Source organism: Qipengyuania huizhouensis (assembly GCF_019711635.1).
Lineage (GTDB): Bacteria > Pseudomonadota > Alphaproteobacteria > Sphingomonadales > Sphingomonadaceae > Qipengyuania > Qipengyuania huizhouensis.
Genome location: NZ_JAIGNT010000005.1, coordinates 108,740 through 123,554 on the forward strand (window position 1 = coordinate 108,740; position 14,815 = coordinate 123,554).

Sequence of the window (14,815 nt, forward strand, 5' to 3'; positions counted from 1 at the left end):
GGCGCGCATACGGTTGCAACCGCCACCCGAAAGTGCCACTTCGCCATGGCAATTGACCTTTACGTAAACGAAAAAGCAGGAGCAGCCCCATGAGCATCGATTTCAAGGATAAGGTAGCCATCGTCACCGGTGCAGGCGGGGGCCTGGGCCGCGAGTACGCTCTCGAACTCGCCCGCCGCGGCGCGAAGGTCGTGGTGAACGATCTTGGTGGTTCGCGCGACGGTACCGGGCATTCGGACATGGCTTTGCAGGTTGTCGAGGAAATCGAAAAAGCCGGCGGTGAAGCTGTATCCAATGGCGGCAGCGTCACCGAGTTCGAACAGATGGAAAAGATGGTCGCCGATGCCAAGCAGAAATGGGGCGGCGTACACATCGTCATCAACAACGCCGGTGTGCTGCGCGACAAGACCTTCGCGAAGATGACGATGGATGATTTCGAATTCGTGGTCGACGTACACCTGAACGGTTCTGCCAATGTAACCAAGGCGGCTTGGGAAACCATGCGCGAGCAGGCCTATGGGCGCGTGCTGATGACCGCCTCATCGACCGGATTGTTCGGCAACTTCGGCCAGGCGAACTACGGTGCTGCCAAGCTAGGCCTTGCAGGTCTCACCAAGACGCTCCAGCTCGAAGGCGCGAAATACAATATCAAGGTCAACACGATCTCGCCCGTGGCAGGGACGCGTATGACCGAAGATCTGTTCCCCGAAGAGGCCTTCAAGCTGTTCGACCCAGTGAACGTGGTTCCGGCCGCGCTCTTCCTCGTCAGCGAAGACGCACCCACCAACGCCATCGTCGGTGCAGGTGCCGGCGGCTTCCACTCGGCATGGACCGTGATGAACGACGCCGTCTGGCTGAAGGACGAAGAGCGGACGGTTGAAGGCTTCGCTGCCAACTGGGACAAGATCAGCGAATTCTCCAACCTCAAGGCGCCGCAGTCCGGCAGCGAGCAGTCGGGTAATATCCTTACTGCCATGCAGAAAGTAACCGGCACGGGCCCCGCCTCCGCCCGCGGCTGAGCACGGCAAAAGGGAATAATGCCCCCGGTTCATGCTTTGAACCGGGGGTTTTTCTCGCCTTCGCGCGACCGTATTGACGTATTAATACACTAGGACTATCTTTTCTCGATTATCAACGGGGAGAGATGGCAATGTATAGCCAGGAAGACCTGAATTCGGCAGTGGCCGCAGGCGCGATCAGCGCCGATGCCGCCAGTGCCCTGCGTGCACATGTCGCCGCATCGCGCGACGCAATGCCCGCCGATGCGGAGCATTTCCGCCTCATCACCGGCTTCAACGACATCTTCGTCGGTATCGGCGTGGTGATCATGCTGATGGCGATGGGGGCAATAGGTGATGCCATCTGGAGCAATCAGGATGGCCCCTCCCCGGTGAGCGGTGTGCTTGTCGCAGGTACTGCCTGGATGCTGGCCGAGTTCTTCACCGCCAAGAAGCGTATGGCACTTCCCAGCATCCTCTTGCTACTCGGGTTCGTGGGTGGTGTCTTCTTCGGACTGCTCGGCCTTGCTGTCACGATCGCCGGTATCGATAGCGGCCAAGGCAATGAAACCCTTGCGACGCTGCTCATCGCAGCATCCGGGCTTCTGACCGCCGGTGCAGCCTGGTTGCACTGGAAACGCTTCATGGTACCGATCACAATTGCAGCAGGTGCAGCGGCTATCGCGGGCACCGTAATCGCATTGATCATCGCAGCGGTCGGTCCGAATAACCCTGATATCGAAACCATCATCCTCGGCCTCGTCTTCGTCGCGGGCCTGGCTGTCTTCGCCTTCGCAATGCGCTGGGACATCAGCGACCCGCGTCGCGAAACGCGCCGGAGCGATGTAGCCTTCTGGCTCCACCTGCTTGCCGCTCCCGCTATCGCGCATCCGATCTTCGCCCTGATCGGCGTTACCGAGGGTGACAATATCGGGGCGGGCGCAGCTTTGGCGGTGCTCGGCGTCTATATCGTCTTCGGCATCGTGGCCTTGGCGGTCGATCGCCGCGCGTTACTTGTCTCGGCACTGGCCTACGTATTGATCGCCCTGACCTTCCTGTTCCGAGAGTTCGGAGCGGTGGAACTCAATTTCGCCCTAACCGCGCTGGTCATCGGTTCAGCCCTGCTTACGCTGAGCGCGCTATGGACCCCGATCCGCCGCAACGTGGTTAAAGGGTTGCCTGGAAATGTGCAGGCCCGGCTTCCAGCCACCGCCTGACAATCAGACCACCGAGAGAAGGGCTCGTCCGAAGGACGGGCCCTTTTTCGTGTCATTCTATCGCCTTCAGCAACCGGCGCTCGATAGGCGCCATTACTCCCGCCAGTGCGTGACCGCGCTTGAGCACCTGCCCGTGTTCGCCGAATAGCGTCCACATACCCTGCTTACCGCGGAGCGAAGGCCGCTTCTCGACCCGCGCCTGTGGCCGCTCCGCGTGTCGCACAAAGGCCGCGAACGTCGCGGCATCCTTCGTGAAATCCATGGCATAATCGCGCCACTGTCCGGCTGCGACCATCCGTCCATAAACGTCGAGTATCTTTGTCAGTTCTTCACGAGTAAAGCCGACCTGTTCGGGTTTGCGACCGGGAAAGGCTACGACAGTCGCGCCGCCGGGCTGCACCATCAATCGTTGGTTCCATTACGCTTGGTCGAAGCGGATTCACGTTCCTGACGCAGGGTATCGAGTTCGTTGCGTAGCGCTTTTAGTTCGGCTTCCAGCTTTTCCACGCAGTCACGGCTGGGCGCACACGGATCGTCGCAAGGGGTCCCATAGGGCAGGAACTCCTTCACCCAGTCCTCGGCAGGAACCAGCGTGCTGCGCGCCTTGAGACCGATCATCGTCGCGCCTTCAGGGACTTCATCGGTGACTACGGCATTGGCGCCAATCCGCGCGCGGCGGCCCACGGTGATCGGGCCGATAACCTGCGCGCCCGAACCGATGATGACATCGTCGCCGATTGTGGGGTGCCGCTTGCCGCCCTGTCCATTGGTGGGATTGGTCCCGCCGAGCGTCACGCATTGGTAGATGGTGACATTATCGCCGATCTCGGCTGTCTCGCCGATAACGATAAAGCCGTGATCGATGAAAAAGTTGCGGCCAATCTTGGCACCCGGGTGAATATCGATCCCGGTAACCATCCGGCTCCAGTGGTTCACGAGCCGGGCAAGGAAAAAGAGATCCGCTTCGAACAGCCAGTGCGCCACGCGGTGATATGCCAGCGCCCAGACGCCGGGATAAAGCAGCACCTCCCAACGGGTGCGGGGCGCAGGATCGCGCGCCTTGATCGAGTCCAGATAGGCGATCAGCCGTTCGAACATGGCCGCAATCCTCTCACTTGTCGCAAATCAAAGCAAGCGCGCCTGTTCTGGACCCTCCACGGCCTCCAGTGCATCGCGCCAGATGGACATGGTGGCAGGCTGCTTGCGTTCAAGGCTGAGCCGGTCGATTTCGGCAACGATCCGCTCGATTGCTGCATAACTACGCTCCATCCGGGGGACCAGATAGGCAGGCGCGCCCTCACCCAATGCAAGCCCACGCTGCATGGCATGACTCAACATCAATTTGGCAGCCATTTCGTCGCCGGGCGGGCCGATTTCGAGCTGAAGCGCAGCGCCCATACGGCTTCTCAGATCGGGCAACGATATCTCCCACCCTTCGCCGCTTACCGTAAGGAGCAAGGGGTAACCGTCTTCCCGCGCACGATTCCAGGCGTGAAAGATTTCCGTTTCGTCCCTGGTGTCGGCATCGTCGATTGCTCCGCCGCCCGTATGGGACGCAAACCAGCTGGCAAATAGAGACTTGCCCGAACGCGATGGACCGCCGAGAATTGCAGTACCGAACGGCCAGTCATGCGATGAGGCAAGCGCTTCGACAACCTGCAGATTGCCTTCTCCCACTACGATACTGGCGGGCTCCTGAGGCCCGAGATGGGAGAGGGGAAGCGCGATTTGCGTCATAACAACCAGCTTGCGCGGCGCTTAGCGGCTGATCAAGAGCGCGGTCGCTCCCTGCTGTACCGTAAAGCCCTGGGCGCGGAGCGCCTCGGCAAGGCTGCCGATAGATCCGGAATAACTTACAGTCATGACGGATGTGCCGCCGATAGCTGTTGAACGCACCCCGGTAGAGCGTACACCCGGTGTACCGCGAACATCGGCCAGAATTGCGCCGAATGCAGTTGCATCCGGCGACTGGAACTGGACCGTATAGAGAGCGACCGAGCCCTCGGGCGGTGGCCGATTGATCGGCGCGGCGCTAATGGCACCATCGCTCGCCTCTGTCGGCTCGAGGGCGGCTTCCTCGCGTCTCTGATCCTGCGCGCGAAGCTGACGGCCGAGGTCGACAAGCCGCTGGATCGCGGGATTGAGATCGCCGGTTTTCACGTTGAGCGTGGGATCCGGCCTGATCGTGCCCTCCGCCAAGGCCGTCTGGAACATTGCATCGAAGCGCCGTACCGCGCTTGCGAGCATCGCTGGCAACTGCGCGGAATTTTCGGCACGCATGGTAAAGCTATCGAGAAATTCGCTGTCGGGGCCATGCCGTGCAGTGAACGTGCCTTCGATAGGTCCGCCGGGATAGGTGTAGCGCAGTTTCGCAATCGGGACCAACACGTCCGCCGCGCCGAATTCGTCGAGAATATTGTTCCACCACACCCGACTGCGCCGGGTGGTTTGGCCAAAAGTGAGCAAAAGCGATTCGCCGCCCGATCCTTGCGGACGAACATAGTTCACGCGACTTTGCCCCGTCTGGAACTCTGCCCAGGCGCGCTGCCAGTCGTTGCGCTGTTCGAACATGAGCTGTGTACCGCCTGAAACAGTCACCGGAAGGAGGAGCATCGGCGCACTGCGCGCAGCCCCCCCCTCATCGCCCAGATAGGCCGCCGCACGCTCGCGGTCGAAAACCACACCCAACGTGGCAACGTAGCGTTTGGGACCGAGGCGCTCCTGTTCGATAACGATAGCGGACACCAGTCCGGTGATGCGTGATTCGGGCAGATCGGGCCCATCGAGTCTTTCCCACGCCTTGACCTGTGCTTCGAGCCAAGCCTCTTGGCGCGCCTCGATGCCGCTATCGGCGCGCACATCCACCTCGATACCCGAAACCTGGATATCGCGCGATGCTGCAACCGGTGCAATTCCACGTTCACCCCCGACTTGCGCTTGCGCCAACCAGCCAGCTCCGCCTGCCAGCGCAAGACCGGTAGCGGCAAGGGCGATTCGGTTGCGCCGGCTGAGGGGGAAAAACGTCCGCATGGGTACTTGCTGCGCCTTTTGCCCAAAGCATTCGGGAAATCCAAGCAGGAATGCTGGAAATTACAGGCAAATTGCGCAAAGGCGCTTGGATGAGCAGTGACACGCCTTCTTATACCTATGAACAAGCCGGGGTTTCGATCGATGCGGGCAACAGGCTCGTCAAGGCGATCGGCCCGCTGGTCAAAGCCACCATGCGCCCGGGGGCAGACGGCGAAATCGGCGGCTTTGGTGGATTTTTCGATCCCAAAGCCGCGGGATACAAGGATCCGCTTCTGGTCGCCGGCAACGATGGCGTGGGCACCAAGCTAAAGCTCGCCATAGATACCGGCCGTCACGATACGGTAGGTATCGACCTTGTCGCCATGTGCGTGAACGACCTTATCGTTCAGGGCGCGGAGCCGCTGTTCTTCCTGGACTATTTCGCGACGGGCAAGCTGGAGAATGGCGTTGCCGAGCGTGTGATCGCGGGGATCGCGGAAGGTTGCAAGCAGGCCGGATGCGCGTTGATCGGTGGCGAGACGGCGGAAATGCCCGGCATGTATGCCGGTGGGGATTACGATCTTGCCGGCTTCTGCGTCGGGGCGGTCGAACGCGGCGAGCAGCTGACCGGCAAACGTGTTGCCTCTGGTCATGTCCTGCTCGGTCTCGCCAGCTCGGGCGTTCATTCGAACGGCTTTTCGCTTGTACGCCGTCTTGCAGAAGACAAAAGCTGGAAGCTCGATCGTCCTGCCTTGTTCGATCGGGACCGGCTTCTCGTCGAGACCCTACTCGAACCTACCCGCATCTACGTGAAGACCCTGCTTCCCCTCGTACGCGACGGCCTGATCGACGCCATGGCCCATATCACTGGCGGAGGATTGCTGGAGAACATTCCGCGGGTACTGCCGCAAGGCGCACATGCCGAAGTCGATGCCGACGGCTGGAGCCAACCCGGGCTGATGGCCTTCCTGCAGGCGCAGGGAAATATCGAACCGGGCGAGATGGCGCGCACCTTCAACTGCGGTGTCGGCATGGTGCTTGCAGTCGCGCCGTCCAAGGTCGAACTCGTCCGCAGCCGTCTCGAGGAGGCCGGCGAGGAAGTTCTGGCAGTTGGACGAATCGTGGACGGCGATAAAGGCTGCACAGTTCGAGGCTCGCAGGGAACTTGGTCTGCACGCGAGGGCTGGAAGGCAGTCCATCTTGGCTGACAAGGCAAGGATTGCGGTCTTTATTTCCGGGCGCGGCAGCAACATGGCCGCGCTACTCTATGCCTCACAGCTGCCTGATTCGCCTTACGAGGTGGTATTGGTCGCAGCGAACGATCCAGAAGCACAGGGACTTGAACTGGCCGCAGCAGAAGGGGTTCCTACTTTCGCTCTGTCACACAAGGGGTTGGGTCGCGCCGAACACGACGCTGCGATGGAACAGGCCGCGCGAGACGCCGGAGCGGACTACATCGCCCTTGCAGGTTACATGCGCATCCTGACCGAACGGTTCGTCGAAAACTGGCAGGGGCGGATGCTCAACATCCATCCCTCACTGCTGCCGAAATATCCCGGATTGGACACTCACCAGCGTGCGATCGACGCTGGCGACCGTCACGGCGGGGTATCTGTCCATCTCGTCACGTCCGAGCTCGATGCCGGCGAAGTGCTTGGACAGATACGCGTGAAAATCCGGGATGGCGAAACTCCCGGCAGTCTGGCCGAACGTGTCCGTTTTGCAGAACATCAGCTCTACCCCCGCGTGTTAGGCGATTATGTTCGCCGGGAAAGCGATCCGTCCTATTTGCTGGACAAGATTCGCGAACTCGCGCTTGCCTTGCCGCAGACGCATGAACGCGAAAGTCACGGTACACCGGGCTGGCGCGCCGGAAGCGAGAAATCGGGCAAGTACTTCGCCTATTTCAGCGACAGGCATCATGGCAGCGACTACACCGCCTTGCTGGTCAAGACGAGTGGCATGGACGAGCTTCTGGACCTCGTCGAAGCGCAGCCGCAGACCTATTTCAAGCCTGCCTATTACGGTGCCAGCGGGTGGATCGGGCTCATCCTCAATCGCCCTGAACTGGACTGGGAACATGTCGGCGAATGGCTTGAACGAAGCTGGCGCAGCGTCGCACCGAAGTCTGCGACAAAACTCATGAATGTGGCGGACGAATTCTGATGGGACGCCTGACACCCTATATCTTCTTCCTCCTTGCGATTCTTGCGTTCGTCATGATCGCGCTCCAGCCGGACGACAGTTGGCAGACCGAGGAAGTAGATATGCTCGACGCAGTGCTGATCACTGCTGGCGTGCTCATCGGCGCGCATCTGCTGCGCAAACTGGGCCAGACCCTTTATACGCGCTGGAAAGACCGGCGGCATTGATCCCGCCCCGCCCGCATCCGTTCGCCCGTTCGGCAATGGCAGAGCGGGCCAACCGGCTGATTTCCGAAGTGTGGGCACGAGGTTGGGACGAAAAACCCAGACTCGAGCCGGACTATATCTGGAGAGCCGGCAGCAAAGGATATTCGCCTGAAGACGAAAGTTCGATTCGCAGCGAAGAGGAAGTTGTCGATTTCCGGCTGAGACTCGAGCGATTATGTGCCTCTCTCATCGAAGAGGCACAGCTCAATGCGCTCGGCCATACCATGGCGTATGGCCAGTTGAAGAACGCGGTTCGCAAGCGCCACGCGCTGGGCAGGTTGTGGCGGGAAAAACCGGAGCTTGGCCGGACGCCGATCGCCGCGCCTATCATCGTGTTGGGACAGATGCGAAGCGGTACGACACGCTTGCAACGCCTGATTGCTGCCGATCCGCGCCATGCGGGAACACGTTTTTGCGATAGCCATGACCCCGTGCCAGCCACGCCCGATCTGCGTCCAATCAAGGCATGGGCAGCCTTGTTCATGGCACGCAGAATCAACCCCTGGCTGGACACGCTCCACCCCTTTGGCCCCACCCGTACCGACGAGGAAATCGGCTGGTTAAGCGCAGCGCTTTCCCCGACGGCCTTCGAGGCACAGTGGCATATTCCTTCCTTCCTTGCGTTCAGCGAGGCGCGAGACGCTGGGCCCCTCTATCGCGAATTCGTCCGAATTCTACGAACCGATGCCGCATTTCGCGGTAATGCGCATATGCCGCGCGTGCTCAAATGCCCGCAATTCGCGGAAGATGGCGAAGCTCTGCTCGCGGAGTTTCCTGATGCGCGGGTAGTGCGCAGTTATCGCGATGCGCAGGATGTGCTGGCCAGTAGCGTATCGATGGTCGCAAGTCAGATGGCTTTTCAGAGCGACCGTCACGACCTGGCCGCGCTGGAGAACGAATGGGCACGCAAAATGAAACTTCGCGACCAACGGATGGACGAAGCGCTATCCGCTTTCGACGGCACGACCGCTGATGTCCGTTTCACCGAACTTGGACGCGACTGGCGCGGAACCATGGCGGCCACCTATGAAAAACTCGATATGGGATTCAACACGGCCGCAGAGCACGCGATGACAAGAGAACAGACGCGTTCCCGAAGTGGCTCGCACGCGCATCACAGCAAGATAATGAAAGAATTTCTGGCCTAAAGGCAGTCGGGCCCAGTGTTCTCCGAGCGTGTGATCTCGATGCTCGAAATCAGCGGGCCGTCAAAGCCAATCCGCCACATGCTCGGCCCGCCGACATCGGGCGAATCGCTCTGAACGCTGCCTCGGACGAGAAGCTCCCCATCGTGGTGGATCATATCGTCGATATTGATTTTAGGTCTGCTGACACCTCCGCGGAAAGCGCGGTCTCTTTCGACGAAAGCATCGAAGCCCCGGGTACGCCACCCCATTACCTTCGACACGACAACATCTTCTGTCACGAGCCTGGCGGCGCGCTGATAGTCGAGTGCGTTAAGAGCTTCTGCCATTTCGCGCACCTTCGCTTCGCGCGCAGCGCGGGGGCGTTTGAGAAGGAGCGAGCCAAAAACCATAACGGGCGCATGCTTAGCAAAACATGCGCCCGTCTAATAACACATTTGTTTCTTGCGGAGACTTTTCGAAGAAATCTGTTCTCCGCCAGATAATCAGCCGACGATTTCGTCTTCGGCGAAGAAGAATTCGATTTCGGTCTTGGCGTTCTCGTCGCTGTCCGAACCGTGGACCGAATTGGCTTCGATCGATTCTGCATAGGTCTTGCGGATGGTGCCTTCGTCGGCATCCGCCGGATTGGTAGCGCCCATCACGTCGCGATTGCGTTTTACAGCGTCTTCACCCTCGAGAACCTGCACGACAACCGGCCCAGAGATCATGAAATCGACCAGTTCACCAAAGAAGGAGCGTTCCTTGTGGACTGCGTAGAAGCCTTCGGCCTGTTCCCTGGTCATGTGGATGCGCTTCGAAGCGACGACGCGCAGGCCGGCATCTTCGAGCATCTTCGTAACCGCGCCAGTCAGGTTGCGGCGAGTGGCATCGGGCTTGATGATCGAAAAGGTGCGGGTAACCGCCATGATATGTATTCCTTGCGAAGAATTTGCTGGGGGAGAGAGTTCTCGCGCGCGCCCCTAGCGTCCGTCGCGAGCGGGGGCAAGAATTACTCGAAGCCGCGGGCGACGCTGAGCTGAGCCTCGGTCATGCTCCCCTCCTTCGTCACGCTGAGTGTAAAACTGATCCCGTCCTCGCGATTTTCGCCACCAAGGGTGGTCGCGTTTGTACCGTCGATCTCCACTTCCGGGTCGATTCCGGCTTCGAGCGCTTGTTCGCGATAGTATTCCACGACCTGCGCTCGTTCGTCGGACGTGGTGAAATCCAGTGTCACAAAGGTACCCTCGCCGTGATCAACCCGCGTTGTGCCGGTGACTTGCGCGCCGGGATACAGCAGGAAGGGCTCAGGCAGGTCGGGCGGGACATCCTTGCCCGCGCGCATCGTGGTGGTTACTCCGTCCGCATCGGTATGCGTAGCGCGAACTTCGCCACTTGCGGGATCGATATCGTAGGAGCCGACCGGCTCGATATTATCGCCCTCATTCTTATCTGCGTTGCCAATATTGTCGGCACTATTGCAGGCAGAGAGGAGGAGAGCAGATAGCCAGAGGCTGGAAAGCGTGCGTCTCATACCCGTTCGACGGGCGAAGTCACGGCAAGTTCCTGAAAGCTCAACGACCTTCGCGCCAACCGCCCTCCGGGGTTTGCTTGAATATACGGTTGTCGATGCCGTCGCGTGCAGCAAGCTCACGCCAGAGATCCCGCGCAGCGTCGGCTGCCTCCGCGTCGAAAAGCAGCATCGCACGATCGAAGGTGCCGACTTCCTCGCGCCATCGCCCATCGGCTAAGATGACTATTCGCGCTTCATTCGGTGCAGAGCAGTGATCCGAAATCAGTATCGGCTGGCGGGCAGCGTGGGGATCGTCCACAGCCCCGTTGGCGAGAAAGCTGGTGCCGCCTTGCTCCCACATGACCTGTGAAAGACGCTCGCGCAGAACTTCGTCAGCGGCCACTACCAGCAATCGCTCGCCCGCTTGCATTACCTTGCGGGCGAGCTTGGTTACCGTCACATCCACCGGATCGCGGCTCAACTGGTAGAAGTCGACGCGGATTGAAATGGCCCTTTCGACTAAGAATGATCGCTCGCTGCGCCTTAGCGCGGCTTTGGTTCAGCTTTCAGCGGTATCCGCAACCAGCCGGTCGATGAGGCGCACTCCATAGCCCGTCGCACCCTTGTCCCATGTGCGACCCTGCTTTTCGGACCATGCCATGCCGGCGATATCGATATGAGCCCAAGGCGTACCATCGGCGATGAAACGCTGGAGGAATTGCGCGGCGGTGATCGAACCGGCCCCCTTGCCGCCGATATTCTTCATATCGGCGATTGGGCTATCGATCAGCTTGTCATACGCCTTGTCGAGCGGCATCCGCCAGACCTTGTCGCCCACAGCTTCTCCCGCTTCGGCGAGGTCTTTGGAGAGCTTGTCGTCGTTCGAAAAAAGGCCGGCATATTCATGGCCCAGCGAAACGATGATCGCTCCGGTTAGCGTGGCGAAATCCACGATTCGCGAAGGTTTGAATTCAACCTGCGTCCAATGCAGCGCATCTGCCAGGACAAGGCGGCCTTCGGCGTCGGTATTGAGTATTTCGATGGTCTGGCCGCTCATCGATTTGACCACGTCGCCGGGACGCTGTGCGTTGCCGTCGGGCATGTTCTCCACCAGGCCCATCACACCGACGACATTGGCCTTGGCCTTGCGCTTGACCAGCGCGAGCATACCGCCAGCGACTGCTCCCGCTCCGCCCATATCCCATTTCATGTCTTCCATGCCCGGTCCTGGCTTGATCGAGATTCCCCCGGTATCGAAGGTCACCCCTTTACCGACGAAGGCAATCGGAGCCTCGCTACCGCCGCCGTTCCAGCGGATGGCGAGGATGCGGGAATCACGCGAGGATCCCTGCCCGACGCCGAGAAGCGAGCCCATGCCGAGCTTTTCCATCTCGGCTTCGTCCAGAACGATCAGTTCCGCGCCGGTCCCTTCGAAGCGTTCTTGGCAGCGCTCCACGAAGCTCTCGGGATAAAGGATGTTTGCCGGTTCGGTGACCAGCTCACGAGTGAATTCGACGCCTTCCGCAAGCGCGGCTCCGTCCGCCCAGGTCGCTTCCATGCCGTGGGGCGCTCCGACCACGGTAACGCCTTCGAGCGTAATCTTCTGATCGTCCTTCATCTTCGTGCGATAGACGTCGTAGCGCCAGTTACGCAGGCGGAGACCGAGGAGGACATGCGCTACTTCGACAGCGGAAAGATCGCTTTCCGATAGGTCGAGTACGAGGTTCTTGTCGCCGCTCGACTGGTATTTGCCAGCCAGAGCTGCGCCGGCCTTTTCCAGATTTGCAAACCGCGCCTCGTCGTTCCGGTCGCCCGCACCGGCCAGCGCCAGGCGTGCAACTTCGCCCGCTTCTTCCACGAAGCCATCGAAGGTCTGTCCGGCATTGCCCTTGAAACGGGCTGCCTGCGCTCCAGCGCGCATCGCAGCATTTGTGGCGGCAGGAAGCTTGCCCTTGTCTACCACATGCGCAATGAGACGCGCGCCTTGCGGACGGGACTGGCTAAACTGGATGTGCATGGGTTCTCCCGAATTCTCTGATGGCCGGTATACGCCCCGATGGTGGGCATCCCGGATGAACGCGATTGCGATTAGGCGTGGCCGGTGCGATAGGCAAGCCATGCACCGGGCCCGCGCGAAATCCTCCTTCGATGCTATGCGCTTGTGGGGGACCGCAAGCGCCGCCATTGCCCTTCTGTCCACCTCTCCGGTCATAGCCCAGGATGGCGCGGCGGCAGGCGCCGGCACTGTAGAACAGCCGGAAGGCGAGAACCCTACCGACCTGCCGCCCCCGCCCGAAGGTGCGCAGGAGCCGGTCGTCGTTGCTTCCGAGAGCGATCTTCCGCCGGAAAGTGCCGAATTCAATGCCGCGGGCGAACGCCAGATTTCCTTTGCCGCCGATATCCTCAGTTACGATTCCGAGGCCGAAACCACCACTGCGGAGGGCAACGTGGTCATGCGAACGGGGGATCGTTCGCTGCGTGCCGATACCGTCAGCTGGAGCCAGCGCACCGGCGTAATCGTCGCCAGCGGCAACGTTCGCTTCGTCGATGAAAATGGCAACCAACTCTACACCGAGCGTGTAGAGCTGACGGACGAATTCGAAGCGGGTGCGATGGAAGACCTGCTGCTCGCATTGCGGCAAGGCGGGCGCCTCGCCGCCAATCGCGGTCTTCGCGAAAGTGATGGCACGGTCACGCTTGAGCAGGCGGCTTACAGTGCCTGCGCAGTGGTTACGCCCGAAGGCTGTAACAAGGAACCTAGCTGGCGCATCACGGCCGATCGGGTGACCTATGATCCTTCGGATTCGCAAGTCCGGTTTCGCGGAGCCTACCTCGAACTGTTCGGCGCCCGAATCCTGCCCTTGCCGGGTCTTTCGGTGCGGACCGACGGCGGACCGGTTTCGGGCTTTCTTGTGCCCGACTTGCGCATCTCCGAAAATAACGGGGTCGAGGTATCGGGCAGCTATTATGTCAGGTTGGCAGACAACAAAGACCTGACCCTGTCCGCCTATCTGTTTTCGGATACCAAGCCGATGGTTTCCGCGCAGTGGCGCCATCTCACCGAGAAGGGCGCATACCAGATAACTGGCTATGTCACCCACAGCCGCCGCATTTCAGATTTTACAGACCAGACCGACAATACGGAATCGGGCCCACGCGGATATCTGTTCGCCAACGGTCGTTTCCAGTTCTCCCCCGAATGGAGCCTGACAAGCTCGGTCAGGATGGCGAGCGACAAGACCTTCCTGCGGCGATACGACATCAGCCGCGATGACCGTCTTCGGTCCATGGTCGACCTGGAACGGATAGACAGTGATTCCTATCTATCCATTGCCGGATGGGCGACGCAGACGCTGCGCCTCAATCAGGATCAGGACCAGGTTCCGATCGCGCTTCCCGTGATCGACTGGAGACAGCGGATCGACGATCCGTTTGCCGGTGGGCAACTCGAATTGCAGCTCAACAGCCTGGCAATCATGCGCAAGGCTGGACAGGATACGGAACGCGCCTTTGCCAAGGCCGAATGGAGCCGGAAGGCCATAACCGGTTTCGGGCAAGTCGTGACGGTGACCGGTCTGCTACGCGGGGATGTATATCACTCCGACGACAATTTCCTGAACGAGACCGCTTCCTATCGCGGAAATCCCGGGTGGGAGACTCGCGGGGTGGCGCTGGGTGCTGTCGATGTCGAATGGCCGTTCGTCGGTGAATTTCTCGGCGGCCAGCAAGTGTTCACTCCGCGCATCCAGCTGGTAGCGACTCCGAAAATCAAGAATCTCGCCATTCCGAACGAAGACGCGCGAGCCATCGATCTCGAAGATTCCAACCTTTTCGCGCTCAACCGGTTTCCCGGCTATGACCGGATCGAGGACGGAGCCCGCATTACCTACGGGTTCGACTGGCAACTGCGCCGACCGGGCTGGGAGTTTTTCACCACGCTCGGCCAGTCCTATCGGCTGGATAGCGACCGGGAAATCCTGCCGAACGGAACGGGTCTGTCCGAGAAGGTGAGCGATTTCGTGGGACGTACCGAAGTACGCTATCGGGATTTCGTCAAGCTGACCCACCGGTATCGGCTCGACAAGGACAACCTTGCCGTTCGTCGCAATGAATTCGACGCAACTGTGGGTTCCAGCCGTACCTACGCCGAAGTAGGCTACTTGCGGTTGAACCGGAACATCACCAGCGTGGAAGATCTTCAGGACCGTGAAGAGCTGCGCACTGCCGTCCGTGTCGCTTTTGCCAATTACTGGTCGGTGTTCGGCTCAGGCGTATTCAACCTCACCGATCGAGAAGAAGACCCAACCCTATCGAGCGACGGGTTCCAGCCGATCCGCACCCGGCTCGGCGTGGCATATCAGGACGATTGCCTCGAACTGGGCGTGACCTGGCGACGCGACTATGTTTCGGCGGGTGACGCGCGCAGGGGTGATACGTTCCAGCTATACTTCAGCCTGAAGAATCTGGGTTTTCGCTGACCCGGTGATGTTGGCAGCGCTGCGTAAACACGCTATCCGCCGCGGCGCAATCAGCTACGGTTAAG

The 14,815-nt window shown here is 60.2% G+C and carries 16 protein-coding genes; 7 read left to right on the forward strand and 9 right to left on the reverse strand.

The window, feature by feature from the left end:
* The first annotated feature begins 89 nt into the window (after positions 1-89).
* Together K3180_RS06580 and K3180_RS06585 are read left to right on the forward strand one after the other, a co-directional pair.
* Positions 90-1,019: an SDR family NAD(P)-dependent oxidoreductase gene (locus tag K3180_RS06580; protein ID WP_221539201.1), complete on the forward strand. Its 930-nt coding sequence runs from the start codon at positions 90-92 to the stop codon at positions 1,017-1,019.
* A gap of 131 nt (positions 1,020-1,150) precedes the next feature.
* Entirely contained in the window at positions 1,151-2,215 is a 1,065-nt protein-coding gene (locus K3180_RS06585; protein WP_221539203.1) for a hypothetical protein, read from the forward strand.
* Between the two features lie 52 nt (positions 2,216-2,267).
* On the opposite strand, the gene K3180_RS06590 is transcribed toward K3180_RS06585, so the two are convergent.
* From K3180_RS06590 to K3180_RS06605, 4 genes are read right to left on the reverse strand one after another with little or no spacing between them, the layout of a single operon-like run.
* Positions 2,268-2,618 (reverse strand): DUF2794 domain-containing protein, encoded by a 351-nt coding sequence (locus K3180_RS06590; RefSeq protein WP_221539350.1) that lies wholly within the window; start codon positions 2,616-2,618, stop codon positions 2,268-2,270.
* Complete coding sequence (gene epsC / locus K3180_RS06595) at positions 2,618-3,313, reverse strand: serine O-acetyltransferase EpsC (protein ID WP_221539205.1); 696 nt, start codon at positions 3,311-3,313, stop codon at positions 2,618-2,620. The genes K3180_RS06590 and epsC overlap by 1 nt, the downstream gene beginning before the upstream one ends.
* 27 nt (positions 3,314-3,340) lie before the next feature.
* Positions 3,341-3,952 (reverse strand): HdaA/DnaA family protein, encoded by a 612-nt coding sequence (locus tag K3180_RS06600; protein WP_221539207.1) that lies wholly within the window; start codon positions 3,950-3,952, stop codon positions 3,341-3,343.
* A 21-nt stretch (positions 3,953-3,973) separates the two neighbouring features.
* On the reverse strand, positions 3,974-5,245 hold the full coding sequence (locus K3180_RS06605; RefSeq protein ID WP_221539208.1) for a heavy-metal-associated domain-containing protein: 1,272 nt from the start codon (positions 5,243-5,245) through the stop codon (positions 3,974-3,976).
* 89 nt (positions 5,246-5,334) lie between these two features.
* Here K3180_RS06605 and purM point away from each other — a divergent pair, with 89 nt between their 5' ends.
* From purM to K3180_RS06625, 4 genes are read left to right on the forward strand one after another with little or no spacing between them, the layout of a single operon-like run.
* Positions 5,335-6,432, forward strand: coding sequence for a phosphoribosylformylglycinamidine cyclo-ligase (purM, locus tag K3180_RS06610; protein WP_221539210.1), 1,098 nt, complete (start codon positions 5,335-5,337; stop codon positions 6,430-6,432).
* The gene (gene purN, locus K3180_RS06615) at positions 6,425-7,390 is read left to right on the forward strand and encodes a phosphoribosylglycinamide formyltransferase (RefSeq protein WP_221539212.1); all 966 of its coding nucleotides are present in this window, start codon (positions 6,425-6,427) and stop codon (positions 7,388-7,390) included. Before purM ends, purN begins: the two co-directional genes overlap by 8 nt.
* Positions 7,390-7,596 (forward strand): hypothetical protein, encoded by a 207-nt coding sequence (locus K3180_RS06620; protein WP_221539214.1) that lies wholly within the window; start codon positions 7,390-7,392, stop codon positions 7,594-7,596. Before purN ends, K3180_RS06620 begins: the two co-directional genes overlap by 1 nt.
* Positions 7,593-8,783: a sulfotransferase gene (locus K3180_RS06625; RefSeq protein WP_221539216.1), complete on the forward strand. Its 1,191-nt coding sequence runs from the start codon at positions 7,593-7,595 to the stop codon at positions 8,781-8,783. The genes K3180_RS06620 and K3180_RS06625 overlap by 4 nt, the downstream gene beginning before the upstream one ends.
* Here K3180_RS06625 and K3180_RS06630 read toward each other — a convergent pair.
* From K3180_RS06630 to K3180_RS06650, 5 genes are all read right to left on the reverse strand, one after another.
* Entirely contained in the window at positions 8,780-9,109 is a 330-nt protein-coding gene (locus K3180_RS06630) for a nuclear transport factor 2 family protein (protein ID WP_221539218.1), read from the reverse strand. The two genes, K3180_RS06625 and K3180_RS06630, sit on opposite strands and share 4 nt — an antisense overlap.
* Before the next feature lie 156 nt (positions 9,110-9,265).
* Entirely contained in the window at positions 9,266-9,688 is a 423-nt protein-coding gene (gene ndk / locus K3180_RS06635) for a nucleoside-diphosphate kinase (RefSeq protein ID WP_221539220.1), read from the reverse strand.
* A gap of 83 nt (positions 9,689-9,771) precedes the next feature.
* Positions 9,772-10,293, reverse strand: coding sequence for a hypothetical protein (locus K3180_RS06640; protein ID WP_221539222.1), 522 nt, complete (start codon positions 10,291-10,293; stop codon positions 9,772-9,774).
* A 40-nt stretch (positions 10,294-10,333) separates the two neighbouring features.
* Positions 10,334-10,780: a DNA polymerase III subunit chi gene (locus K3180_RS06645; protein WP_345719439.1), complete on the reverse strand. Its 447-nt coding sequence runs from the start codon at positions 10,778-10,780 to the stop codon at positions 10,334-10,336.
* Positions 10,781-10,831: 51 nt separating this feature from the next.
* Complete coding sequence (locus K3180_RS06650) at positions 10,832-12,289, reverse strand: leucyl aminopeptidase (RefSeq protein WP_221539224.1); 1,458 nt, start codon at positions 12,287-12,289, stop codon at positions 10,832-10,834.
* A gap of 100 nt (positions 12,290-12,389) precedes the next feature.
* Here K3180_RS06650 and K3180_RS06655 point away from each other — a divergent pair, with 100 nt between their 5' ends.
* A complete protein-coding gene (locus tag K3180_RS06655) occupies positions 12,390-14,750 on the forward strand; it encodes an LPS-assembly protein LptD (RefSeq protein ID WP_221539226.1) in 2,361 nt (786 codons plus the stop codon).
* The last annotated feature ends 65 nt before the right edge of the window (positions 14,751-14,815 follow it).

What these genes read in the sequence shown, in the direction of transcription:
- K3180_RS06580 (WP_221539201.1), top strand. Translation starts at nt 90, where the DNA reads ATGAGCATCGATTTCAAGGATAAGGTAGCCATCGTCACCGGTGCAGGC.
- K3180_RS06585 (WP_221539203.1), top strand. Translation starts at nt 1,151, where the DNA reads ATGTATAGCCAGGAAGACCTGAATTCGGCAGTGGCCGCAGGCGCGATC.
- K3180_RS06590 (WP_221539350.1), bottom strand. Translation starts at nt 2,618, where the DNA reads ATGGTGCAGCCCGGCGGCGCGACTGTCGTAGCCTTTCCCGGTCGCAAA.
- epsC (WP_221539205.1), bottom strand. Translation starts at nt 3,313, where the DNA reads ATGTTCGAACGGCTGATCGCCTATCTGGACTCGATCAAGGCGCGCGAT.
- K3180_RS06600 (WP_221539207.1), bottom strand. Translation starts at nt 3,952, where the DNA reads ATGACGCAAATCGCGCTTCCCCTCTCCCATCTCGGGCCTCAGGAGCCC.
- K3180_RS06605 (WP_221539208.1), bottom strand. Translation starts at nt 5,245, where the DNA reads ATGCGGACGTTTTTCCCCCTCAGCCGGCGCAACCGAATCGCCCTTGCC.
- purM (WP_221539210.1), top strand. Translation starts at nt 5,335, where the DNA reads ATGAGCAGTGACACGCCTTCTTATACCTATGAACAAGCCGGGGTTTCG.
- K3180_RS06620 (WP_221539214.1), top strand. Translation starts at nt 7,390, where the DNA reads ATGGGACGCCTGACACCCTATATCTTCTTCCTCCTTGCGATTCTTGCG.
- K3180_RS06630 (WP_221539218.1), bottom strand. Translation starts at nt 9,109, where the DNA reads ATGGCAGAAGCTCTTAACGCACTCGACTATCAGCGCGCCGCCAGGCTC.
- ndk (WP_221539220.1), bottom strand. Translation starts at nt 9,688, where the DNA reads ATGGCGGTTACCCGCACCTTTTCGATCATCAAGCCCGATGCCACTCGC.
- K3180_RS06640 (WP_221539222.1), bottom strand. Translation starts at nt 10,293, where the DNA reads ATGAGACGCACGCTTTCCAGCCTCTGGCTATCTGCTCTCCTCCTCTCT.
- K3180_RS06650 (WP_221539224.1), bottom strand. Translation starts at nt 12,289, where the DNA reads ATGCACATCCAGTTTAGCCAGTCCCGTCCGCAAGGCGCGCGTCTCATT.
- K3180_RS06655 (WP_221539226.1), top strand. Translation starts at nt 12,390, where the DNA reads ATGCACCGGGCCCGCGCGAAATCCTCCTTCGATGCTATGCGCTTGTGG.